Source organism: Chloroflexus sp., assembly GCF_034434295.1.
In the GTDB taxonomy this organism is placed as follows: domain Bacteria; phylum Chloroflexota; class Chloroflexia; order Chloroflexales; family Chloroflexaceae; genus Chloroflexus.
The window spans coordinates 21,511-46,986 of sequence record NZ_DAOTZQ010000055.1 but is presented as its reverse complement, the minus strand read 5'-3'; the positions used below and the strand labels follow the sequence as shown (position 1 = coordinate 46,986).

At 55.0% G+C, this 25,476-nt stretch carries 15 protein-coding genes; 8 read left to right on the top strand and 7 right to left on the bottom strand.

Annotated features, from left to right (window positions below; genetic code table 11):
* Positions 1-52: 52 nt before the first annotated feature.
* Positions 53-1,576, bottom strand: a complete 1,524-nt coding sequence (locus tag VAE57_RS08460) for an ATP-binding cassette domain-containing protein (RefSeq protein ID WP_322821449.1) — start codon at positions 1,574-1,576, stop codon at positions 53-55.
* Between the two features lie 122 nt (positions 1,577-1,698).
* Positions 1,699-2,862 carry a sugar-binding protein gene (locus tag VAE57_RS08455; protein ID WP_322821448.1) on the bottom strand — a complete coding sequence of 388 codons (1,164 nt, stop codon included), beginning with the start codon at positions 2,860-2,862 and terminating at the stop codon, positions 1,699-1,701.
* Between the two features lie 551 nt (positions 2,863-3,413).
* Here VAE57_RS08455 and VAE57_RS08450 point away from each other — a divergent pair.
* On the top strand, positions 3,414-6,164 hold the full coding sequence (locus VAE57_RS08450) for a LuxR C-terminal-related transcriptional regulator (protein ID WP_322821447.1): 2,751 nt from the start codon (positions 3,414-3,416) through the stop codon (positions 6,162-6,164).
* Here VAE57_RS08450 and VAE57_RS08445 read toward each other — a convergent pair.
* Positions 6,161-7,225 carry a homoserine dehydrogenase gene (locus VAE57_RS08445; RefSeq protein ID WP_322821446.1) on the bottom strand — a complete coding sequence of 355 codons (1,065 nt, stop codon included), beginning with the start codon at positions 7,223-7,225 and terminating at the stop codon, positions 6,161-6,163. The two genes, VAE57_RS08450 and VAE57_RS08445, sit on opposite strands and share 4 nt — an antisense overlap.
* Positions 7,226-7,402: 177 nt before the next feature.
* Here VAE57_RS08445 and VAE57_RS08440 point away from each other — a divergent pair, with 177 nt between their 5' ends.
* The 4 genes from VAE57_RS08440 to VAE57_RS08425 all read left to right on the top strand — a co-directional run bounded on the left by VAE57_RS08440 (position 7,403) and on the right by VAE57_RS08425 (position 13,185).
* Complete coding sequence (locus VAE57_RS08440) at positions 7,403-8,101, top strand: hypothetical protein (protein ID WP_322821445.1); 699 nt, start codon at positions 7,403-7,405, stop codon at positions 8,099-8,101.
* Between the two features lie 634 nt (positions 8,102-8,735).
* The gene (locus tag VAE57_RS08435; RefSeq protein WP_322821444.1) at positions 8,736-10,754 is read left to right on the top strand and encodes a hypothetical protein; all 2,019 of its coding nucleotides are present in this window, start codon (positions 8,736-8,738) and stop codon (positions 10,752-10,754) included.
* Complete coding sequence (locus tag VAE57_RS08430; RefSeq protein ID WP_322821443.1) at positions 10,754-11,911, top strand: glycosyltransferase; 1,158 nt, start codon at positions 10,754-10,756, stop codon at positions 11,909-11,911. The genes VAE57_RS08435 and VAE57_RS08430 overlap by 1 nt, the downstream gene beginning before the upstream one ends.
* Positions 11,912-11,931: 20 nt before the next feature.
* A complete protein-coding gene (locus VAE57_RS08425; protein ID WP_322821442.1) occupies positions 11,932-13,185 on the top strand; it encodes a glycosyltransferase in 1,254 nt (417 codons plus the stop codon).
* 293 nt (positions 13,186-13,478) lie between these two features.
* Here the strand turns inward: VAE57_RS08425 and VAE57_RS08420 are convergent, their stop codons facing one another.
* Entirely contained in the window at positions 13,479-14,933 is a 1,455-nt protein-coding gene (locus VAE57_RS08420) for a LuxR C-terminal-related transcriptional regulator (protein WP_322821441.1), read from the bottom strand.
* 537 nt (positions 14,934-15,470) lie between these two features.
* On the opposite strand from VAE57_RS08420, the gene VAE57_RS08415 reads away from it, so the two are divergent.
* Positions 15,471-17,639, top strand: a complete 2,169-nt coding sequence (locus tag VAE57_RS08415) for a hypothetical protein (protein ID WP_322821440.1) — start codon at positions 15,471-15,473, stop codon at positions 17,637-17,639.
* Positions 17,640-17,731: 92 nt separating this feature from the next.
* Positions 17,732-18,538: a hypothetical protein gene (locus VAE57_RS08410; RefSeq protein ID WP_322821439.1), complete on the top strand. Its 807-nt coding sequence runs from the start codon at positions 17,732-17,734 to the stop codon at positions 18,536-18,538.
* Positions 18,539-18,876: 338 nt separating this feature from the next.
* Here the strand turns inward: VAE57_RS08410 and VAE57_RS08405 are convergent, their stop codons facing one another.
* From VAE57_RS08405 to VAE57_RS08395, 3 genes are all read right to left on the bottom strand, one after another.
* Positions 18,877-20,913 (bottom strand): hypothetical protein, encoded by a 2,037-nt coding sequence (locus VAE57_RS08405; RefSeq protein ID WP_322821438.1) that lies wholly within the window; start codon positions 20,911-20,913, stop codon positions 18,877-18,879.
* Between the two features lie 447 nt (positions 20,914-21,360).
* Complete coding sequence (locus VAE57_RS08400; protein ID WP_322821437.1) at positions 21,361-21,678, bottom strand: hypothetical protein; 318 nt, start codon at positions 21,676-21,678, stop codon at positions 21,361-21,363.
* An 11-nt stretch (positions 21,679-21,689) separates the two neighbouring features.
* Positions 21,690-22,850 carry an aminotransferase class I/II-fold pyridoxal phosphate-dependent enzyme gene (locus VAE57_RS08395; protein WP_322821436.1) on the bottom strand — a complete coding sequence of 387 codons (1,161 nt, stop codon included), beginning with the start codon at positions 22,848-22,850 and terminating at the stop codon, positions 21,690-21,692.
* Positions 22,851-22,910: 60 nt separating this feature from the next.
* Here VAE57_RS08395 and VAE57_RS08390 point away from each other — a divergent pair, with 60 nt between their 5' ends.
* Positions 22,911-25,322 (top strand): hypothetical protein, encoded by a 2,412-nt coding sequence (locus tag VAE57_RS08390; RefSeq protein ID WP_322821435.1) that lies wholly within the window; start codon positions 22,911-22,913, stop codon positions 25,320-25,322.
* Positions 25,323-25,476 lie beyond the last annotated feature (154 nt).

Sequence of the window (25,476 nt, the reverse complement as noted above, 5' to 3'; positions counted from 1 at the left end):
ACTCCTTACCTCGATGTAACACCTATCATCACTCCTCGTTGAGGATATACCGTTAATAATCGACGGCCAGGGCCATAATCTTTTCCTGGGTTGCCACGGCAATTGGTAGCTCGCCCTTGATCCGACCACCGGAAACGACGTAGACCCGGTCACTCATACCGAGGACTTCAGGCAATTCCGATGAGATCATGATGATGCTCATGCCATCTTCGACCAACCGATTCATAAGTTGATAGATTTCATACTTGGCCCCCACATCGATGCCACGAGTCGGTTCATCGAGAATCAAGACATCAGGACGAACGAAGAGCCATTTACCGAGACATACCTTCTGCTGATTACCACCACTCAGATTGACAACCTGTTGCTCGATGGTAGGAGTTTTGATATTCAACGATTTACGGTATTCTTCAGCAACCTGAATCTCAGCGTTTCGATCAATAACGCCCTTGTTCGCCAGCGCACGCAGGTTCGCCAGCGTGATATTCTGGCGCACGTCCTGGATGAGGATCAGGCCTTTTGCTTTGCGGTCTTCCGAGACATAAGCCATCCCGGCAGCAATCGCCTCACGGGGATGCCTGAACTCACGTTTACGACCTTTAAGCCACAATTCTCCACTCACGCGATAGCCCGGTGCATTGCCAAACAGGCTAAGCGCCAACTCGGTACGACCGGCCCCCATCAAACCGGCCAGGCCAACAATTTCACCGCGTCGTACCTGTAAATTGACATCGCGCAACAGATAACGACCTGCTTCTGCGGAATAGACCGTCCAGTTGCGTAACTCAAGCACCACCTCGTCACCAGCCTGATGATTGCGTGGCGGATAGATATTCGTAATTTCACGCCCAACCATATTGCGGATCAGTGCCTGCTCGCTCACTTCGCCCTTGCGAGCATCGAGGGTACAGACGGTCTTCCCATCACGGAGAACGGTCACTGTATCGGCAACTGATAACACCTCTTTCAGCTTGTGTGAAATCAGAATGCAGGTCACGCCCTGATCGCGTAATTCGCGTAAAAGGTTTAACAGGTTCTCGCTATCATCTTCATTCAGCGCCGCCGTCGGCTCATCAAGGATCAAAATTCTTACTTCACGGCTCAGCGCCTTGGCAATTTCGACCAGTTGCTGTTTACCGACACCCAAATCCCGGATTTTGGCAGCCGGATTCACCGAGAGGCGCACCTTTCGCAACATCTCATCGGCCCGACGGATCGTCTCGTTCCAGTCGATAATCCCGTTACGTCTAATTTCGTGGCCGAGAAAGATATTTTCGTAGACGGTCATTTCTGGTACCAGGGCCAGTTCCTGGTAAATGATGCCGATCCCAACCCGCTCACTGTCAGCAATGCTGAAAAAGCGCTGTGGTTGACCATCGATCAGAATGTCGCCACTGTACGAGCCATACGGATAGACACCGCTCAAAATCTTCATCAACGTCGATTTCCCGGCCCCATTTTCACCTACCAGACAATGGATTTCACCCCGTTTCACGCTGAAAGTGACGTTATCAAGTGCGCGCACACCGGGGAACTCTTTGGTAATCTGACGCATCTCCAGGATCGGGGTCTGCATGCTACACCGCCTTGTGTGTTCTTTTTGCCGTAGTGTGTTTCATAAGTTTACCGCAATTTTGGCATCATTTAACAGACCGGGATTGCAACGGGCAACCCCGGTCTTCGTGAAGAGAAATTCGTTTAGGGCAGATTGGTGAAGTCGCTGGCGCTGTAGTAGCCGGAGTCAATCAGGGCTGCGCGCACATTGTCACGACTGACCGTCACTACCGGCGATTGAATGGCGGGGACGTCCTTCTTGCCGTTGTTGTAAGCACCACGAGCTTCAGGCTGCTGATCTTGAAGCAGTGCAACCGCTGCCTTGATTGCGTCTTGCACCAGCGTGCGCACGTCCTTGAAGACGGTCATCGACTGGCGTCCATCGATGATGTATTGCACAGAAGCCTTCTCAGCGTCCTGACCGGTGACAAAGTACTCGGTGACATCCTTATCAGCCGCGAAGGCATCGGCGATTGCACGGGCGGTACCATCGTTCGGGGCAAGGATGTAGACTTTGCCCTTGTCAGCAGCGGTCGCCGCAGTCAGGTTTGCCTCGGCCAGATTCTTGGCAGTGTTGAAATCCCAGTTGGTGGTCACCTGACCGATAATCTTCGCCATTTCGTCGCGGGTGAGATCGAGCTTGTTCTGAAGAGCAACCGCCTCACTCGAATTCTTGATCACGAACGTGCCATCGGCAATCTTGGGCTGCAAGACTTTCCAGGCACCCTCGAAGAAGAGGAAGGCATTGTTGTCTGAGGCTGCACCGGCGTACAGGTAGAGCGGATTACCGGTACCGCTGGCGTGATCAACCAGATACTGCGCCTGCTGGGCACCCACGGCAATGCTATCGAAGGTAACGTAGTAATCAACCGCATCAGTCTCGCGGATCAGGCGGTCGTAGGAGATCACCTTCACACCAGCCGCCCGCGCCGCTTCAGCCGCCGCTGCCGCCGCCGTGCCATCGTGAGGGCAGATGATCAGGACCTTAATGCCCTTGGCGATCAATGCCTCAACGTTCTCCTTCTCCTTAGCCGACGAGCCCTGGCTGAAGAGAATCTCAACCTGATAACCGGCCTGCTGCAATGCTTCGCGGAAGCGGGTCTCATCCTGGATCCAGCGGGGTTCATCTTTAGTAGGCAGGACAATCCCAACCGCAAGCTGCTGCGTATTGCTGGTGCTACCACCGGTGCTACCGCCTGTACTCCCACCAGTGTTGCCACCGGTGCTGCCACTGCTACCACATGCAGACAACAGGAACGCGATGGCTGTCAACAGAGACAGCAACAACCCAAGAGTCTTCTTCGACATGAAAGTCCTCCTTGAATACAAACATCCCAACTCATTGCGAACAACACTGATCACAACACGCAGAAATCATTTACTGCTGGTACACCTCCTTGTGCGCATAACGATGCAGTATCCAGATACCGCTATTGAAACATAACGGCACCGGATTGCCCAGTCGCCTCACCCTGAAAAACGGTGGGGGATCACCCCTAGTCGCCCATTAGGGGAAAACCCCTAGAGTCGGTCAGGCTTATTTGTCTTTGGACGTAGTAGGAGACTAGCAGGAAAAGGGGGCTGCCGGCGGAAGCTATCTCATATATGCAGACGGCACGCTCCTGGAACAGACATCCTTCGCACAACGTGATACGTGTATGTTCGCGTGTGGCAGGAAGCTTTCCGCAACATACTCCCTGCATAACTTTATGTACACATAGAGTAGAGCGTATGCCGATAAGCGCAAGCTATCTTGCATAACACCGACCTACCATTCGGGCATCAGCCGTGGTAGACTAGATAGTGCAACGGTGTTCCAAACCAACTACCAACATTCCATCATTGCACGGAGACGGCATATGATGCCACTTGTGCGCACCAAATTGCAGCCGCCGGAAGTGCGGCCTTCGTTGCTTTCACGTCCCCGCTTGTACGAACAGCTACGGCTTGCCCTGCACAGTCGATTGGTATTGATTGCGGCCCCGGCCGGCTACGGTAAAACATCGTTGCTGGCCGAATGGATTGCTCAGGCTCACAAAGAATGGTCACACATTGCCTGGTTGAGTCTTGACGAGACCGACAATGATATTCGCCGTTTACTGGCCTACTTGCTGGAGGCGTTGAGTAATTTACCGCCTGAGCGACGTGCACAGTTGCAGGCACTGTTAAGCGAAGACTCTGAGATTGATACGACACAATGGTGTGCCGAATTGCTGAACGATCTGGCCGAGACAGCCGGGCCGACAGTCATTGTGCTCGATGACTATCATCTAATCAACGATCCACTCATTCATAACGCGATTACTTTTCTCGTTGATCATCTGCCACCCCGTTGTCGTTTACTGATCGCCAGTCGTCGCGATCCACCACTGCCTCTCGCACGCTGGCGCGCCCGTGGCCACCTCACCGAGTTGCGTAGTTTTGATCTGGCCTTTAACCCTGAAGAGACGGCAGCCTTTCTGCTTGAAACGATGGAATTGCCCTTGAGTCGTGATCAAATCGTGGCATTACTGGAAAGTACTGAGGGCTGGCCGGCCGGCTTACAACTGATTGCACTGGCGATCCGTGATCGGGTGAACCGTGGTGAATTGATTGATGAATTGATCAGTGGTAATCGCTACGTTGCAGATTATTTAATTGAAGATGTCTTTAACCATTTACCACACCAGTTACAACAATTTCTCCTTCAGACATCCATCCTCGATCAGTTATGTGGAGCGCTATGCGATGCAGTTATCGGTGTCCATGATAAAACAGAGGTACGAACGCCAGTTCAATCAAGTCAACAAATCCTGACCGAACTTGAGCGTAACAATCTCTTTCTCTTTCCGCTCGGTAGTGAGCGGGTCTGGTACCGGTATCATCATCTATTCGCCGAGGTTTTACGGGATCGGCTGATGGCAAGTTACTCACTGGAACAGGTGGCGATCCTGCATCGTCGGGCCGGGGCTTGGTACGCAGCGCATGGTATGTTGACGCAAGCTGTCAATCATGCGTTGCAGGCCCAGGCATTTGACGATGTCGTTGCCATGCTGGAACCAATTGGTTTAGCGGTCATTTCGCAGGTCGGCGAGGTAACGCTCCGGCGATGGTTACCATCTCTACCTACAGAGGCTTTTGAGCGTCATCCACGACTGGCCCTCTTACGAGCCTGGCTGGCGACGGCAGATTATCAGGTTGACGAGGCTGCCCATTGGATTGCGGTTGCCGAACACGCCCTGGCCGGCGTCGCCAGTGGCGCAGCAACACCCATCGGACCAATTGCGAATTTGCGCGGTGAATTGAGTGCAGTTCGGGTGCGTCTGGCGGCTTTACAGGGTGATACCGATCAGGTGATAGCAGAAGGTAAGCAAGCGCTGAACTGGTTGCAGAACGATTACCAATCACTACGCATGCGAATCGCTAAAGACCTGGGTTACGCCTGTATTGCCCAGCGCGATCTGGTACGGGCAGAGCAGGCGTTCAGCGAAGCCATGGTTAACGGTTTTCACGTTGGCCTACCATACATTTCAGCGATGGCAACCATTGATTACGCCTATGCGCTCATGCTGCGTGGCGTATACACGAACGCAATTAATGCCTGCCGCGACACCATCGAGCAAATGATGCATCACCAGCGTAATCGAACCGTTCCTGGTATTGGTCTACCCTTCCTGGCCCTGGCCGACCTGCATACGATCCGCCACGAATTTGCCGGTGCCTTACCGGCCCTGGCCGAAGCAGAAAGTGCGATCAAGTCAGGACATACCACCAGTTATCTCTGTCTACTGATCGTCATGGCGCGGGTAGCTCGCGCCCGCAATGATCTCGTCGGGGCACTACGGATCATCCGGCAGGCCCGCTTTATGGCACGCCAGCGGCGAGTCGGCTGGGTACGCGCTGTACTGGATGGTTTAGAGGCTCAAATTATGGTCGAGCAAGGTGATTTGGAAGCAGCCGGCCAACTCATCACCAACATCGTGACCACGTCAAGTGAGTTTCAATATCTGCCAACAGCGGCTTTCTATGCTCGTGAACATATAACCCGTGCTCACTATGAATGGCGGCTAGCTCGCTATCAGGCCACCGGCGACTGTCAGGCGCTGCGCGAGATGGTAATGGAATTGAGCACACCATCAGATACAGAACTCTGGCAAAGCCTCTCACCACTCGATGCAGCATTGCTGCGCGGATTAGCTCTGGCGTCAGCCGGTGACGATGCCACCGAGGCCATCCTGACCGCGCTCGATCTGGCGACCAGTGAACGGATTGTTGCCCCTTTTCAACAAGCAGGTGAATCGCTACACCGAGTTCTCAACCAGCTTTTGAGTCGGCAACGACTGCCACCATTTGGCGAATACCTGCTCTCGCTCCTTGACGATTACGAACCTTCGCCGATTGCTGTTCTAAGCACACCCTCATCTGATGCGCTGACCGAACCGCTCAGCCAGCGTGAAATTGAGGTCCTACGGCTGATGGCCGAAGGGCGCAGCAACCAGGAGATTGCCGGTCACCTGATCATTGCCATCAGCACGGTAAAATCGCATATTAACAACATCTTTAGTAAACTGGGTGTCGCCTCGCGCACGCAAGCGGTAGCACGCGGGCGACGGCTCGGTCTGATTCCTTAACGACGCTTCAGGCGATGACGAATATCAATCACATCACGGAGCATAGCCTGGCAGGTACCCAGGGGACCATCTTCGAGACTACTGACAGTTGAACGACCAGCACTATCGCTGTAGATGACAAAACCCATTTCACCGTGTGCTAATCGGGATAGCGGATGGTTGGCTGTCAACACTGTTGGCGCAACCGAGAGTGTATACGTTCCATCCGTTTGACGCACGGCAGAGGCAACCAACGAGATGCGTCCACCAACCCGCCAGGCCGCTGCCAGATCGTCGGTGCTCACCTCACGGATACCGCGCACCTGTACATCGGCCAGTGTCGTCGGCTGATTGAGCACCGCATTGGCGAAGATAACCAGTTTATTCGCTGCATCCCAGCCGTCAACATCGAGTGAGGGATCAGGTTCGACGATGCCCTGCCGCTGTGCCTCAGCCAGGGCAGTAGCGAAATCGGCACCGGCAGCCATCTGTTCGAGAATGACCTGGGTCGTGCCATTCACCACCAGTTCTGCACGTTCGATCTGGGCACCAGCCAGATCACGTCGGCCAAAATTAATCGTCGGTAACGCACCACCAACCGCACCAGAAAAGCGCAGCGGCGGACGCCGGCTATGGGGCGAAAGATCATCAGCCCAATCGCTCAGCGTCGCCAGCTCTTGAAATGCCAGCACCAGCGGGCCTTTGCTGGCCAGAACCGCAGCTCTGCCGCGTTGGAGCGCTGCGCGAACGATGTCGAGGCCAGGTTGACCATCGCGAAGATTGGTTGGTGTTGCTTCTAACAAGAGGTCATATGCGGCCGTCTGTGCCAGCGTAACCGGATCGAGATCAGGCCGAAATGTCGGCAACTCTCGTACTCCGAGCCGACGTCGCTTGAGATCAACAATCGCCGCCAGATCAAGCCCAGATGGATCGAGGGCGACACCCGTAGAGTCGGCAACACCAATAATGGTGAGACGGAAGCCATAGCGACGCGGTAAACGCTCAGGATCGGCGATTAACAGCTCAAGGAAGGTGCGACCAATGTTCCCTAGACCGGTAAGAAGAACAGAAACGGTTTCCATAGTACTTAAGTACTCCTATACAATCAGGACTTGAGCGTGTATAATATAAATTCACACATAGCAGTTAAGCAAATCAACATGTGCGTCGCAGCAACTATGCAAAGGGTATACGACGGGGTCTACCAAATGAAGCAGTGTCAGGTTCCGTGCCCGTTCATCGCACTACACAGCCAGGATATGACAAGTATTCGCAAACACTTACTTGAAGGTCACCAGTGTCGTGACGCATGGGTAGCCCTGAGCACGCTAGTACAAGATGCACGCCAGCGCAAGGATTGCCTGGAACGGGCCTCAATTCTGGCGCCTGACGATGAGGAGCTACAGATTGCGTATCTGGAAGCACGATTGACTGTTGATCCTGCTGACATGTTTGCCCAGCAACGGCTGAACGAAATCCGCACCATGCGATTGCTTTCAGACGTAAAGACACCTTATTTTCACGAAGCACCAAAGCCGCGATTAATCGGTGACATCCTGGTCTCGATAGGAGCGATTAGCGAAGCGGAACTCAATGAAGTGCTGGCTGAGCAACGTCGTGGTAGTCTGCTGGTATCGGATCGGCGGATCGGGCAATTGCTTTTACGGCGCGGCATGATCACACCTGCCAAACTCGCCAAAGCCTTGATCATTCAGCAGCAAGAACGGAGTCGGGCACGCACAGCACCCCAGGTGTTAGGTGAATATCTGGTTGAGAAGGGATATATCACTGCTGCCCAACTGGAAGCAGTGCTCACCGAACAGATTCGCCTGGATCAGCAAGGCAAGCGTTATAGCCTGGGTCAGCTTCTTGTGCAGATGCATCTGATGTCGAAGGAAGCTGTTGAGAAAGCGGCTCGAGAGTATGAGCAACTCTTCTGGCGGCAATTTAATACGTAGCTTAGAACTGATTTCATGAAAGCTGTGCTGTTAGACCGTCGCCCAGACACATGAACGCTTGCCAATCGCCAACGATAGCATATTCTGATTCCAGTCTGCCGGTATGACAGCGAGGAGGGCTGCCGACCATCTCCGGTGCAATTACGCACTGGATTGGTTATCTTACCCGCCCGGCATGCGTGCGTCGCAGCGTTTGGCGGTAACCACGCCCGCACCGGCCGTACTCACGATCGGGCGCGGATCACGCCAGCCACCCTGCTGGTCACGGGGGTGATGGGTGTTCTTGTGACGATCATGGAGTCTGTCGGTCCTGAATGAGAAACGCTCTAGTAAATGTTTTTTGAAATAGGTTCTAATATCCTGGAGGCAGAGCCTTTCAAGCATTGCGCGATACGGAGTGCATCGACAGACTTCTTATCTGATCGTTTAGGTTTACAGTGAGCAGTGCTGCGTGGCACGTAGAAAGGAAATGTCGCTTTCGTCCAACAAGCATTGAACACTGTCAGCGTAGAGAAGACATCACCCCCTCTGCTTGGCGATAGATTGCAACATAGCCGCCGCAAATCATACACTAAGGCGTGCTACAATAAGCACGCCTTTCGGCAATGTTGCACTATGGGTGTAGAGTCTACCTGTGATAACCACTCGCACATATATCTTTTCCCGCCTGGAAATCTGGTTACCGATCATCTGGTTGGCGGCGGTTATCAGCATGGCAGCGCCAGGATTGCTCTGGTGGATGACAGAGTCATTGCTCCAGGTACCGTTGACCATCGGTGGCGGGTTGCTGCTCTTCATCATTCCAGGACTGGCAGTATTACGCTGGCTGTATCCTGTACCACTCCTCTGGTTTGAACGGTTAGCACTTGCCACCAGCCTCAGTTGTGTGGTCATGCCTGTCCTGCTACTGTTCAGTGAACTGATCGGCTGGCGCTGGCACAGTGGATCGGCCTGGGTGCTGCTGGCTGTACTGGCTGTTGTAGTGTGCTGGCCACCGCAACCCTACCGATTAGCAACGTATTCGCACCGACATCTGATCGGATGGATTGTGGTGTCGCTCACTGTCGCTGCACTGGCAGTGCGCCTCTTTGTCGTCCGCACGATCCCGGTGGGATTATTCGGCGACTCATACCATCATACTGTCATCACCCAGCTATTCATTGATCACGGTGGTCTGTTTCACTCATGGCAACCATACGCACCGGCGACAACCTTCACTTACCACTATGCCTTTCACGCCATGGCCGCATGGTGGCACTGGCTCACCGGTATCTCAGCCGCGCAGGGGGTTATTCTGGTGGGGCAGGTGATGAACGGTCTGGCGGTGCCATTGCTGTATCTATTGACGGCCCGTCTGACCCATTCGCGCCTGACCGGTGTATGGGCTGCCCTGGTCGTTGGCTTCCTCAGCTTTTACCCGGCATATTATGTCAATTGGGGGCGCTACACCCAACTGGCCGGACAGACCGTCTTGCCAGCAGCGGCCATCGCCTGGATGACGTTGGTTGACCGGACATTGCAGCCACATCGTTCGTGGCGCGACCTACGCACGTCATTGTTGCTGGTCTGGCTAACGAGTGCCGGACTGGCATTGAGTCATTATCGGGTGGCGGTGCTGGCAATCTGCTTCGTTATCGCCTATGCGATTGTTAGTGTTGGGTTGCACACCTCGCTGCGATGGCAGATATTGTTCCGTCTGGGTGCTGTGGGGGCAATTGGTGCGCTGGGATCGGTGTTACTGGCCGCTCCCTGGCTATGGCGTGTGCAGCAGGGCCAGATCACGCGCCTGGCTTCTGCGCTCCTCAATACTAACGCTGAAACCAGTAACCCTATCGCATTCGAGACGATTGGCGCTGCATTTCATGCCGGCCTCTTTCCATTCGCCGCACTGGGACTGGGGAGTTTGCTCTGGCGTCGGCAGAGTAGTGGCATCGTCCTGGCGGTATGGGCCGTCCTGGTATGGCTGGTAGCCAACCCGCAACTGCTTGGACTAAACGGGCAGGGGATGATTACGGCATTTGCTGTGTTAATCGGCGCATACCTGGCGATCGCTCCGGCTGCCGGTGCCGGTTGGGTTAGTCTGCTGCGTAGTCTGGCCCGGTTACTGCCGGTGAACTGGCGGCATAGCGTTGGTACGATCATAACTGTGCAGCTTGCCACAGGTCTGGCAATCCTCGGCTGGGGTACACACCTGCAGGCAACCATCCTTGATCCGGCATACCAACTGGCGACACCGGCTGATCTGGCGGCAGCGCAATGGATTAAAACCAACCTGCCAGAGGATGCGGCAATTTATGTGAACGGCTTCCCGGCTTACGGTGGATATGTCTATGCCGGCAATGATGGCGGTTGGTGGTTGAGTTTTCTCACCGGTCGTCGCACTAATCTGTTGCCGATGGCGGTAGGGTTTGAAGCCGTCGATCCACCTGACACCCTACGCAATATCGCCCAACTGAACCAATCGATCCAACAATATCCAATTGATAGTGCTGAGGCTGCGGCGGCACTCCGTGCAAATGGCTTCACGTTTCTCTACAATGGACCAGCCGCCAATCCGGCGAACGAATACCTTGATCCGAGCCAAATCGATCAATCTCCCTATTACGAGCTTATTTACCGTCGGGACGGAGTAAGTATTTGGAGGATTCGCTAGTGCGTATTGCAGTTGTAGGACCAACCTATCCTTTTCGCGGTGGTATTGCCCATTACAGCACCATGCTGGTTCACCACCTTCGGGCAGCCGGGCATACCACATTTTTCTACTCCTTCACTCGCCAATACCCGACCTGGCTCTTTCCAGGCCGTAGTGATCGCGATCCAAGTGCTGCACCGCTGCGGGTTGAGTGCGAGTACTTGCTTGATCCGATAAATCCCTTTACCTGGTGGCGTTTGGTGCGCCGGGTACGTGCCGATCAATCTGACCTCCTTTTATTACAGTGGTGGGTTCCGTACTGGACGCCCAGCTTGACCGTTATTTCGAGTCTGCTTAAACGACCACCAGCAACGAAGATTGCCATGATCTGTCACAACGTCCTACCACACGACGGCGGCGGCGTGATTGATCGACGGCTGGCGATGACAGTGCTGCGTCGGGCTGATGCCCTCATCGTACACAGTGAACCAGATCGCTACCGGGCGCGGGCGTTGCTCCCTCATGCCCGGATCGTGAAGGCATTCCTGCCCACGTATGAGCCTATCTTGATCAATGCAGCATCTTCTGTCAATGCCACACTGCGCCACCAGTGGCAAGTGCCTGATCAGCGTCGGATATTGCTCTTTTTCGGATTTGTTCGTCCCTACAAAGGGTTAGAATATCTGATTCAGGCCCTGGCTCAGGTTCGGCAACAGCTTGACGTTCATTTACTCGTCGTGGGTGAAATCTGGGGGGCACCGGCATACTATCAGCGCTACGCAGCCGAGTTTGGGGTGACCGAGGCAATAACATTCGTTGATCGCTATGTGTCAAATGAAGAATTACCGGCAATCTTCGGTATGGCCGATGTTGTTGTATTACCTTACGTCTCGGCCACGCAAAGTGCAGTAGTCCAGCTTGCGTTTGGTTTTGGCAAACCGGTGATTACCACCAATGTCGGTGGGCTACCAGAAGTCGTGCAGGATGGCGTTACCGGACTGATTGTGCCGCCACAGGATGCGAATGCGCTTGCTCAAGCCATTGTGCGCTATTTTCAAGAAGATCTGGTATCGTGCCTCACAGCTAATGTACGGGCATCGGCCAGCGAACGGGCCGAGTCCTGGTCTCGATTGATATCAATCATTACCGATCTGGCACGTGAACTGAACCAGAGATAAATGCAGAACAAGTGCCTGTTATGACACTATTCGCACATTCTTGCCTTCAGCAGAAAGAATTCTTCAACAAACGACGAATCGTTTTTCTCTTACCAATGGGCATTGAACGTCCTTCCGGGAGGCGCTATTTCAATATTGCGCATGGTCTGGTTCAGCAAGGGTTTCAGGTGCGCATCCTGGCCCTCCATCCCGATCTCGCCAGTTGTACCCAACGCCGGTTTGTAATCGATGGTGTTGAGGTCTGGTATGTTGGCCAGATGCACGCACGTAAGGTCGGCAGTACACCGGTGCGATTTACTCCTCTTGGACTACTCTTTGTGCTGCTCTCCTCAACACTCGGCATGATGTGGGGGGTGCTGTGCTCGCCAGCAGAGTGGTATCATCTGGGAAAACCACAACCGATTAATGGCCTGGCGGCGCTACTTGCAGTGTGTCTCTGGCGGCGCCAGCGATTTCTTGTCGATTGCGACGATGATGAGGTAACGGCCAACCGTTTTACTGCACACTGGCAACGAGCCGTTTTTGCCTTCTGGCAATGGCTGTTACCGCGGCTAGCCGCCGGCATTACCGTCAATACCCGCTATCTGGCAGATCAAATGGCCCAACTGCAACGTCCCTGCGTCATTGTGCCCAACGGTGTGGCTCGTGATTTTGCCCCGCCACCACAACCAATCCGTATAGCACTCAAACACGCCTTGGAATTACCCGCAGGGCCGGTGATTGCCTATGCAGGAACCCTTGCCCTCCACAACCATCCAGTTGATCTTCTATTGCAGGCATTTGCTCAGATCATCGTCCAGTATCCAACGGCACGATTATTGATCATCGGTGGCGGTGAGGATTTGCCGGTAATTCAACACTTCGTATCACAACAACCCTGGTGCAAACAGGTTCTTTTTACCGGTCATGTTTCGCATCGGACGGTACGCGCTTTACTGGCATTAGCCGATCTCAGTGTTGATCCCGTGTACGATAATGCCGTTGCGCGTGCTCGCTGGCCACTCAAGATCGCGGAAAGTCTGGCCTTGGGTGTACCGGTAGTGACCGGTGATGTTGGGGATCGAGCCGAAATCCTGGGCTACGGTGCAGCCGGGATCGTGGTACCACCGGGTGATGTCACAGCACTGGCTAAAGGCATCACCGAACTACTGGCCGACCCAGGGCGCCGGGCAGCAATGGCTGCCGCAGCTTTGGAACAGGCAAGACGGTACGATTGGGAGCTGCTGTCTAAACGTTGGGCAACGATCTATGACCTGGTATCACGCACCCCGTAGCCAGAACTATAATATTAACCCAAGTTGCTCCCTCTGTCACCACAGAGGCACGGAGGACATAGAGGATGGGTGTAACCCGAGTTGCTACCTTGCGGCGTGCGTGACGGAGTGCGGCTACGGAACTGGCTGCTACGCACATCGTTCATACAGGTATATCGCACGATGTTGCGTGTAGCGTCTTGCTGTTCATCCTGACAGTCAGCCTCACGTGGCCTGCTCATAGCATAGGTAGCAACTTGGGTTATTATCATTGGGGTGAGAGGGATCGGTGCAGCGAATACTGGAAGAGGTCACTACTGCCCCGGAATAAAGATGACGTACAGCGCCCGATACTCGCTCAACATACCTTGTGTACGACTATCACCGACGAAGTAGATGTTGGAATCGAGGAGGACAGCATCGGTAGCGATATTCGCTTCCGCCGGCAGTGGAGTACTGCTCCAGGCATCGGCCACAATGTCGTAAGTCAACCCCTCACGCCGCTCGCTATCAAAGATCAGCAACGTACTGGCTAGTCCAACCACTGCGGGACGGGCAATCGCCTGTGGGAGTGGAGCTATTGCCGCCCAGCGGCGGTTAGGATCATTCCCCGGTTCGAGACGATGACTATCGCGCAGCGGCCCCTGTTCACCTTCGCCACCAATAACGAAGAGGCGACCACCGGCAACCGCAACCCCTGCATCACGCCGTGGTTGCGGGAGTGCGGGTGCCGACTCCCAACGCTCACGTACCGGATCGTAGACAAAGACATCGCTCCGTACTGAGGTGCCATCCCAGCCACCGATCAGGTAGAGCTGACCTTCCCAGGCTGTGAGTGCATAGCGACTGCGCGGAGCTGGCAGGGAAGGCCCGGAGTACCAGCGCTGTTCACGGGGATCGTAGATCTCGAGCCGATCAAGCACGGTACCATTACTATCTTCACCTCCAGGCACGTAAATCAGGCCACGGAGCGTAACAGCTCGTGCATGACTCACAGCGGTCGGCTTATCGGTCAGTCGCACCCAGCGATTAATCTCAGGGTCGTAGCGATCAACGGCAGCGCTAACAACGCCGTTGCGCTGTCCTCCAATGACGTACAATCTGCGTTCAAGGTCATAACCGGTCAGCGCGAAATGATCGCGAGGTTCGCTCAGTGGCTGACGAAGAAACCAGCGCTGCTGAGCATTGATAATCGGCGACGAGGTTGGCGCAGCAGTCACCGGTGTCGTGCCGGATCGTGCATTGATAACCAGAGTTGCTACTGCAATAGCGATAACCACAATCCCACCGATTAGCCACAGGAGTAATTGCAGCCAAACCGGTTTTGCCGCCGATGGGACGGGCAAGGGTGCTGTACTGGCAACAGGTTCCTCAACCAGAGTAGCGGACACAGTATCTGCTGATTCTGATCCGGTTGGCGGTTCGGTATGGAGAACAAGCGGTTCAGTCGACTCCACATTTGATGCTGCCACATCAGATACAGGAGGAGACGTTACCGCTGTTAACTCATCGCTTTGTGCTGTTGCTTTTGATTCGTCGATAGCATTCTGACCAGTCTCGCCAACGGTCACAATCCCGTTGCGAATAGCATAAACGGTTGCCTCGGTGCGCGACTCAACGCCGATCTTCGCGAAGATATTGCGCAGATGAACTTTGACCGTGTTGACGCTAATGTTCAACGCAATCGCAATCTGCTGATTTGTGGCACCCGTGGCAACGAGACGTAGGATCTCGCGCTCGCGCTCACTGATCTGAGACTCATTCGTCATATGGCGATATACCAGATCGTAACTGCTTCACGTTGATCATAACACATGCCCGAAAGCGTCATGTAACGGTTATGCTCACGGAAGAGGTAGGTAACAATGTTCAACTTGTGATCATTGAAAAGCCAGGTAATCGCGACGTGAACGCACGTTGTACCTTTGATCGGTAGATTGAGCTACGAAACAGAGCACGGACGATGCGGAAGCATGGCCTCCGCGCTCCAGACAATACCACATGGGCATTACCGGACATGAACGGTTTCCTGTCCGGCGCGTGATTGTGCGATACATGTGCAAAAGAGCTTCTACCCATAAATCATTATTTTCTGCCTGCTTTCGTTCATGATACGAATGATCTGTGACAGCAACCGGGAGGTTCCCGTATAATATATTGATAGTTATCCCTGCGTTGTAACAGCTTCTATGATGATTGGCCGATTGCGACTTGCTATCCTCGTCTTGTGTGCCACACTGAGTTTGCACATAATTCAGTGGGTCTGGTCATCTCCAATATATGCCCAATCAGGTGTTTCACTTGAAGTGTTTACGCCATTCGCAGGTCAGTATGTCGTTGGTGAATGGCTACCGGTACGAGCAACTGTGCGCAACGCCGGTGCCACGATCACGGCAACAATCACCGTTAGCCCGGCAGACGATCCGGCGCAGTACGCTCGTGTTATCCGCATCCCAACTGGTGGACAGGAAACGATCTGGCTCTACGTCTGGATCCGTCAACCGACTCGCGCCGTCACTATCACGGTGACTGCCAATAATGTAATCCTGGCCCAGCAGGAGCTACCGCTTCTCTTACGGCCAACTGATCGTATGCGGGCTGTGGTAGGAGAATCGCCGGTCAGTGGCGACCTTTTTGCTACCGGTAGCCTGCAAGTAGCCGATCTTCCCGATCACGCGCTCGGTCTGAGCAATCTCAGCGTCTTGGCTCTTTTTACATTGAGTGAACCATTGTCACCCTCGCAACAGGCGGCATTGCTGGGATGGGTATACGATGGTGGGCACCTAATTATCGGCGGTGGCCCAGATGCCATTACGCTGCAAACCAGTCTCCCATCGACATTGCAGGCGGCACAGATTGCCGGAGTGGTTGCCCTTGGTCAGCAACCACTGGCAGAACTTGCTGAAGTGGAACTGCCCAACCCCTTGATCGGCCTCAAACTACAACCGGTTAATGGCGCTTACCCGATTGGTGACCCGATAAAACCACCCTGGATCGAGCATCCAGTCGGTCACGGACGGGTCACCCAACTCGCATTTTCCCCAGATAGCCTGAACACCTGGGCCGGACGTGACCTGTTCTGGTCGGCCTTAGCCCAACCGGTACTGCTGGCACAAACAACTATTGGCAGTAGTGCTCAGCTTACCAGCCGCCAGCTTGAGGTGTTGCGTCCGGCATTAAGCATCCTGCCGGCTATCGACCTCCCGGTTTTCGGGCAGAGTTTCCTGGCCCTCACCATCTACGCTCTGGTTGTTATCCCATTTCTGGTCGGCATATGGTGGTGGCGTCATCGCGTTCTACCGGTGACAATCCTGTTTCTAGTAGCGGTGATAAGCAGTGGGAGTGGCCTCTGGTGGGCTAATGCCAACGCTGCGCCAGCCTATACATCGTTACGCCTGACTCTAATCGAACAAATTGATAATCGACAGGCGATTGCCAGTACTGCACTGGTGATGCTATCGGCAATGCCACGGGCTGAGACGTTGTCATTTACCAGTCCGGCTTTTCTGCGGCCACTGAGTACCGATGCTGAACCGAACGGGGATGCAATGGTACTGAATAATCCACTGTTTCAGGAGACAACGCAGATTGCGGTGCAACTGTCACCGTGGGAGCGGCAAAGCCTGCTGGCGTCTATGGAAATCCCAGCGCTGCCAGTCCAGGCAACGCTGGTCATTGATCAAGAGCGCTTGCGGGTCGATCTGCAGAATGACAGTTCAGTGACACTGCGCGACTCCTACATTATGTATGGAGACCAATTAATCTTCTTCGGTACTCTTCGGCCTGGTGCCCGTTCGGTAGCCCGTTGGCCGGACGTTTTCGCCGAAGTACCGGTAAATACTTCACCCGGCCAGCTTATCATCAATGATTTACGCGAAAACGGATTACTCCCGAATCGCAACATCGAACAGCTTGCCTTTCTGCGCACAACGTTCATCGATGCCGCAGTCAGACCGGTGTCGGAACAGTTTGATCCAGGACCTTTTCTTATCGCGTGGCTTGATCGTGATCCGACTACATCAACCATACCAGATGGTTGGAGTGAAACCTTGTTGGTAATGCGCCCCCGCATTGTCGGTCAGGGACAATTGATTTTACCTGTGGGCTGGCTGCGCATTGATCCGAAGAGTACACAAACCACCGGTTGTTTGAATGATAATGGCATCCTGATAAGCAGTGCTGATGATGATGTGCATCTTCGGCTACCCGCCAATCTGGCTCAATTACAGGCAGAAACGATTCAGGTACAAGTGAAAACGGTTGAGTCTCTTGCAGATCGCCAACTTGTTATTCAGGCCTATAACTGGCAGACTGCGAACTGGAACCCGGTAATGGCTACCGACCCGACTCGTTTTACTATCGAGTCGGCGGCTGCCTACCTGCGCAATGGTGAATTGCGCTTACGTTTCAGCAATTCTTTTGATCAACCAACGTGCATTGTTGTCACCGGTGGGGTGCAGGGGGTTGTGCCGTGATAGCAGCATTCCAGAATGCATGGCAGCAGCTCGTGCAAAGCCGACGAGTGGGCGTATGCGTGATGGGTACCGTATTCGTGATGTGGTTAGCAATGCTCAGTTCTATCCAACTCACGAATATCGGCATCAACATTGAGTTACCCCTGCGCAACGCGCAAGTTGGTCGGCTCCTCGCTACCAGTCTCTGTCTGGTTTTACAGGGTTGGTTGCTCACGATCACCCCATCGCTTGCATTACGGCTGTATCCGGTATTTGCGCAACCGATACCTGTATCACCGGTGCAACTGTTGGCTCACGTACTGGCGTTATGGGGAATGATGTTGATCATCATCATCATTGCCATGCCTTTCCTCAGCATCCTACCTCTCTTTGGGAGTCTGAGTCTGGCCGAGATGATCTGGGTGCTGATCGTGATCGTAGTAACGAATCTCTTGCTTTGTACGATATGCATCTGTTGGCTTACCCTGGCCCGAACACCACCGGCAGGTTTGTTTGCAACATACGGTACGACTCTGGTATGGTTGATCGTGCCGATTCTGCTCATTGCCACTAACGCTGTCCCCCCTGCTTCGGCACGGGTGATCGCAGCCTTCAACCCGTTGACTGCCCTGGTCGCACCGTTGGCGCCAGCCTTCCCGCTCGATGGACCGATTGCAGATAACCTGGATATGCTGCTCCAGATCACCCACGGCGCTATCGAGCGAACTGTACCGCTGCACCAACCTTACCTGGCCGGCAGCGGTCTTGTGGGATGGCTAATCTTTGGTCTGACCAGCTTTCTTGCCCGTCCCTTGCCCCGCCGCTGGCAACGCTTTGATACGTTCTGGTTGATTGGACTGGTGGTTTATCTGATGGTGATGTTTTCGGAACGTGAATGGTGGAGTGCAGCGTTACGTTGAACGGTTAGAAGGGAGAAAATAGGGGGTAGGAGAGAGGAGCTAGGCAGATGTGTGTGTAGGGGCGGGTTTGGAACCCGCCCCTACGAACGGTGCATGTGCCGATTCACCCTGCCATACGAAGGATGTAGTAAAGGAGGGTATGGCGAAAGGACACGTCCCGGATCGCGTACCATACATTTTGTATGTTTCAGATTTGATATTATCCCGTCGAGAAGACGGACTCGCAATTCGCTCTACTCCACCCATAACATCGCTTCTTGTATTACAGGAGAGAGGCGACAATTACTCAGAAGTATATTCCCTGGCGGATCGCCTGGCTACCCTCACCCGGCATCTGATCATCGGATTACCCGATAAATAACAATACCATCGTGGGCAAAAGCCGCTTCATAACCTGGCTGTCCGGCAAACTGTTCAGGACGCAATGGCCCCTTTGGTGAGGTGTAGATATAATCAATCCGCTCGGCAGCAATCAGACTCGCTATATCAACTGCTTGCCCGTTACCGAAGTCAATGATGCGCTGACTGCGTTGTTGTGTAGCCTGGACATATTCCGCCTCACCATGAACAAAGAGTACCGGCGGCGTACTTGTCCAGCGTCCGGTCAGGGGCAAAATCCACCACCCCCCATCTGTTCCCCGCGCCACACCGGGCAACCAGGGCGCAGCATTGATCAAAAACCGGGCCGTAGGAGGTGTCTGTTCGGCAATCCACTCCAGGGCAACCCGGTCGGCTGCGGTTGCCAGGACGGTTACCGGGTTCACAATTGTGCGCTGTTGATACGCCCCCCACAGCGTACACCCCAGCAGCACCGCGATAGCGGCCATCTGCGACCAACGAGGCCGCGGCCAGATTAGGGCAACGCTACCACCGATCAGATTGCTGAGTGGCAAAAACAGGCTTATCGCTGTAATATCAACCGGTAGTAGCCAGAGAAAGGGCAGGCGTACTGTCAATGGGTTTACAGCCAGCAATAGCATACCCACGCCACCTGCAAACCACGTGCGCTGCACAACGGCGTATAAGATCAACACCAGACCGACAGGTGGCGCCAGATAGCTGATCAACCAGGGGTTTGACAGCACAACCAACAACCCCACCCAAAGCACTATCACTGTAGCAGCCCGTTGCCGATACAGCACCCCTATCGCGCCACCAAATAACGCCAGCGCCACCAGCCATTCGTTCGGGCCGATCCACATCAGACTGTCGCTCAGTTGAACATACGAGCCACCACTCGTTAGACTGTGCGCACCGGTTGCTGCCGGTAGCAAGATCCGCCGCGCCAGCACGAGCCACCACGGCCCGGCGAGGATCAGGGCGACCATACCGGTTCCCATCGCCTCGACCATGCGGCTAACAATTGCCGGGCGTGCCTGGTGTGATGCCCAAACTGTGAACTGCACAGCAATGAGCGCACCGCCAAACACAAACATGCGCATATGCACTAGACTTAACCCGGTGATGATCAGCATGTTCAGGAAAAGCCAGCCCAAACGTTCACGGCGCGTATTGGCATCCAACCATTGCTGCCAGCCTATTGCCAGCGCGACAATCTGTAATAACCCACTTAACTGTGTATACCGCCCCCACGAGACGTAGTATGCCGGCATCCACGAAATACAGCCCACGATTGCGGCGGCGATCACTGCTGCCAGCGGTCGCCGCCAAACCAGGAAAGCCAGTGCCGCAGCAGACAACCCTTGTACCCAGTTGAGTAATTGCCCGCTCCACAACATCATTGCCAGTAAGTCACTCCCGCCGAGATGCCATGCTGCCGCGATCAGTACGTGGTAGCCCCAGTGATATGGCATTTCGGTAACCGGCAAATATGGAGTCAGCGTCCAGGGTACCCGTCCGGTTTCGGCGGCAACCCGCACCATTAGGGCGTGGTGAACCGAATCAACCCAGGCCGGAAATACCAGATCGGCAATCTGCATAGCCCGCAGCCAGGCACTGATCGCCAGGACACTCAGCAACAACCAGACTGTGACCGATGGATGCACCTGAACGGGGGCCAGATCACGCCAGGCATCGTACAGCGCAACAACGGCCAGCAGTATCCCCACACATATCAGCAGCCATACCGGTATCGCCGACCCGAGCGCCGTTACCCACAGATAGAGCAGCGGCACAAGGCTCAAGCCCAGGCCATTCCAGATAGCGATACGCAGAAGCCAGTGCGGACGCTCTCCAGGCATCCGACGTTCAAGCAGATACCCCGTAACCATCAACCAAAAGCCGGTTGCCAGTATCACCCTACCGGTTGGAAAAAAGCCTGCTATCAACGCTGCGCTCAACATACCGATCAACCAGAGTTGGCCGGTTGAACAGCGGGCAAGCAGACTGGCGGGTGAGGTGATACTTATCCGCATAGCTATTCCTGGTGAACCATGTGGCTAGCTCGAATCAGACTATAGGTAGAAACCTGGCTTCTGTTCTTGAACAATACGGTGCATTACAGCATATCACCGGGTATGAGGTCATCCGGGTGCATCCGCCGCATCCGCACGTATCCGTGGTCATCACATACGGGACACGGATAAACGCGGATTTTTCATAAGCACAGGAAACGGAGAATCAGGTGCTATTCATTGCATCTTACCAGATGTGGTATGAGTACACACTACCCGCCAGTGATGAATAGACTGTTGCTCCTTCATACCGGCAGTGCCAGGCAAGGGAAGTGCGGAAGGATGGCTTCCGCACTTCGTAAGACGCGACGCGCATCTCCCTGATTCAGTTGAAGCGTTCTGAGCATCCGTATGACGCTGGCGCTTTACTGATTACCTGCTCATCTCCCTGCCGAAGCCTCTCGCAACCTAACCCACCAGCCAGAAGATTAAACCAACGACGACCACCGCAATCACCAGCAGGAGACCGAGCAGTTTTGCCTGCTCAACCGAACGACGCCGGGCAAGCAGTGGCCGGGCTTCAGGAGCGTAGGGCACGTTGGGCAATTCACTCAGGAAGATAGCACCCAATGCGGCGGGATTGGTAAACAGGGTCTTGAAGAACGCAGTAATCAGTTGACGCGCCGTGATCAACGGCGGTGCCCAGTACGCCTCTTCGGGTGTTAGTGGGCGTCCGGTCAGTGCACAGCGCAGCTCAGTTGTTGATTCATTCTCGTGCAATGACATAACCTGTCTCCTCAGGCAATACGACGCACAAAGCGCTCGATGCGTTCGAGTGCCTCTTCAATCTTGTTGAGTGCAGTAGCATAACAGGCACGTACAAAGCCGGCGCCGCTCGGCCCAAAGGCATCACCCGGTACAACAGCAACCTGTTCACTGTGCAGCAATTGTTCACAGAAGGCTTCACTACTTAGCCCAAGATGCCCAACCTGGGGAAAGGCGTAGAATGCTCCCTGTGGCTCAAATGTCGGCAGACCAATGCTGTTTAAGCCGGAGACGATAACTTTTCGCCGCCGATCATATTCGCGTACCATGGCCTGCACCGCTTCTTCACCGTGCAGTAATGCTTCCAGCCCGGCATATTGGCTCATTGTCGGGGCTGACATAATCGCATATTGATGGAATTTGCGCACGGCAGCGGTGATCTCAGCCGGCGCCGCCAGCCAACCCAGTCGCCAACCGGTCATGGCGTATGCCTTCGAGAAGCCGCCTAGCAAGACCGTCCGTTCACGCATACCCGGCAAGGCGGCAAAGCAGGTGTGTTCGACGCCGTACACTAACCGGTCGTAGATTTCATCGGAGATGACGATCAGATCGTGCCGCTCGGCAACCGCAGCGACTTCCAGCAACCGTTCACGACTGAGCACAGCACCGGTTGGATTGTTGGGATAGCCGATCAGAATAGCTTTGGTGCGTGGTGTCACTGCCGCTTCCAGTGCTGATCCACTCACCTGAAAGCCATCGGCTACATTCGTCGGTACATAGACGACATGCGCATCGGCAAAGGTGACACAGGCCGGATACGCCACAAAGCAAGGTTCAGGCACCAACACTTCATCATCAGGGTCGAGAAGCGCCAGAGCCGCCCCTAGCATCGCTTCGCTGACACCGACGGTAATCAGCAGTTCGGTTTCGGGATCGTACTGCACACCATAGCGGCGGGCCAGATGTTCAGCCAGGGCAATCCGCAACTCCAGCAGACCAGAATTTGAGGTGTAAGCCGTTGTACGGTCAATCGATGCCTGACCGGCAGCACGAATCTGGTCAGGCGTGATAAAATCAGGCTCGCCAACGCCGAGCGAAATGACATCGGGCATGGTGGCGGCAATATCGAAGAAACGGCGAATGCCTGATGGTGGGACGGCGCGAATGCGGCGAGCAATGCGTTGGCTGATCATAATAGTTCTCCTTTTGTGACATGTCTGAGCGCCATTGCTCAGCGTGTTTAATCTTACCATATGCGCTCTACGTTGCTCATTGGTCGCCGGCTTTTGATGATAATCTTGATCGGTTTGGTCGTGGTGTACCTCTGGTATGCGTTCGATCATGTACGCCTGCTGTTTGGCTTTCCCTTCCCTATCGACTACGGCGAGGGGCCATTGCTGGCCCAGATCGATCAGCTTCTAGCCGGCAGACCGATCTGGCAGTTGTACGCCGATCCGGGCCAGGAACCATTTTTGATTGTCAATTATCCACCACTCTTCCTGATCCTCAGCACTATGCTGGCATGGGTCACCAACGACCCGTTGCTGGCCGGGCGTCTCGTTGCGCTCGGCGGTGCCCTGGCTGGCACGGCTGCGCTGGCTGCGTTGATCGGGCGCCGCGGCGCATGGATGGCTCTGATCTGGTTGACTATTCCGGTGGTGATTGAATGGATGCCATTTATGCGGGTCGATTTGCCTGGGGTGGCGCTAGGCTTGTGGGCAGTGTGGGTGGCCCGTCACGAGCGCCTTCCGGCAGTAGCACGTGGAATAGGAGCCGGCTTACTGGTAGTTGGATGCCTCTTGACCAAACCATCGCTGATCGCCGGGCCGACCGCTGCCGGGGTCTATTTCGTCGCTGAATGGATTCGGCATCGTTCCCAACCAACAGCACCCACCGTTCGAGCAGCAATCACCTTTTTCGCGACGGTGCTGATAGCTGGCGGCGGTATCGTTGTCGGTTTGTTGTGGCTAACCCATGGCTGGTTCTTCCTGCACGTTATTGCCGCGAATGCTAACCGCTGGGAACCAACCCTGGCTACCGATTTCTGGCGTCAGCAATTGACGCTACGCTGGCCGCTCCTCATCACTGCGCTCATCGGTGGTGGTGTGGCATGGCACAGCAACCAACGGGGACAGGTGTTGCCGGCGCTGGCCTACCTCCTCGCCGGCACCGTCGGCGCTATCGGCGTCGGTAAGGTTGGTGCCTATGCCAATTACTTCTTCGAGTGGTATGCGGGGCTGATCTGGTTAAGCGGCCTGAGCTGGTCAGTCGTATCCACCCGCTCTACGCAACAACCTTTGCTCCAGCTTAGTCTGCCCGTCCTGATGATCATCAGTCTCCTCTACTATCCACCACGCTGGGATGCCAATCGCCTGCGACCGGCGGGATTACTCGAACCATCCCCACCGCGCCTGGCGATAGGGCGCTACGGGCTGTGGGACGATGCCCAACGTGAGACTGCGGTGCTGGCAGCATTGAGTCGAACCAACTCGGTGCTGGCTGCTGAAGCCCAGGCCGCGGGCGACGTCATCTTTACCGATCTGCCCGGCCTGGCCAGCGGGGCGGGGAGGCTGGCCCGCATCCCGGTGTTTGAATTTCGGCAGCTACTCGACCAGGGTTTAGCCGATCAGACACCCATTCTGTACGAGCTAGCCAACGGTAATCCGCCGCTCATCCTGCTCGACTATCTCGGCAACTGGCTGACGCCGGAGATGATCGCCATTATTCGCCATCGCTATGCCCAGGACGGCTCGATTGGGATCATTGACCGCTACCGCCCAATTGCCACCGGCCCCACCCATCCGCCGTTGCAGCCGTTGAGCGGGGGTGGTATCCAACTGGTTGGCGTGCAACTTACTCCACCACCCGGTGCGCAGTACGAGCCGGGCGACCTGGTGGTGATCAATCTGCGATGGGCACGGTTCGATCCCCGTCCTACTGACGATCTCAGTGTGGTGGTGCAACTACGCTTTGCCGGTGATCGGGTGGCAATCGAGAGTGAGCGTCGTCTGATCTACGGCGCCCTGCCGCCATCGCGCTGGCCGGCGGTCAACCCTATCGACCACCTGCAACCAATCGAACTACCGGTAGAACTGTTGCCCGGCAACTATCAGATCGCCGTGGGACTGCGCGACCAGAACGGCAATGAGGTACTCCCACCCCAACCGGTTGCCGGCCTGTATGTCGAACCCCAGGGAGGCATGTTCTTCACCGAAACCGGCTATTTCGTCCCGGCAACCTTTATGCGTTTTTGGGCCGAGACAGGTGCACTCGAACGGAGTGGGTTCCCGCTTACACCTGCGGTACCCTTCGCCTGGGGCTGGTTTCAATGCTTTGAACGGACATGCCTGGAATGGCGGGACGGGAGCGTCCATATGCGACCGCTCGGTACTGAATTATACCTGGCGGAAACCCTACGCAGCACGCAGTGTCAGGGAGGTTCCCCGGCGTATACTATCTGTACCGATTTTATCGTACCGGAAGCGTTTGGCGCGACACTGGGCCAGGCACTCAGCGGCGAAATCCGGCGCAACGGTTGGATTGTACAATGGACGGAATTTGCCCGTCTCGAACGCAGCCCTGACGGAACAACCTTTAGCCTGGGGCGGTTGGGTGATGAGACGCTTCGCCTACCGCCGGGAGTGCGTTACCGCTGGCCGGAGTAATACTGTATCTTCGAGAATGTGGATTGTTCGGGTTTGCCACCGGCAAGGCGGTAGGGGCACGGCATGCCGTGCCCCTACTGTTTTGACATCAAAAGTCGCTAGGTAGCCGTCGGTATAGGGGCGACGCATGCGTCGCCCCTACTGTTTTGACATC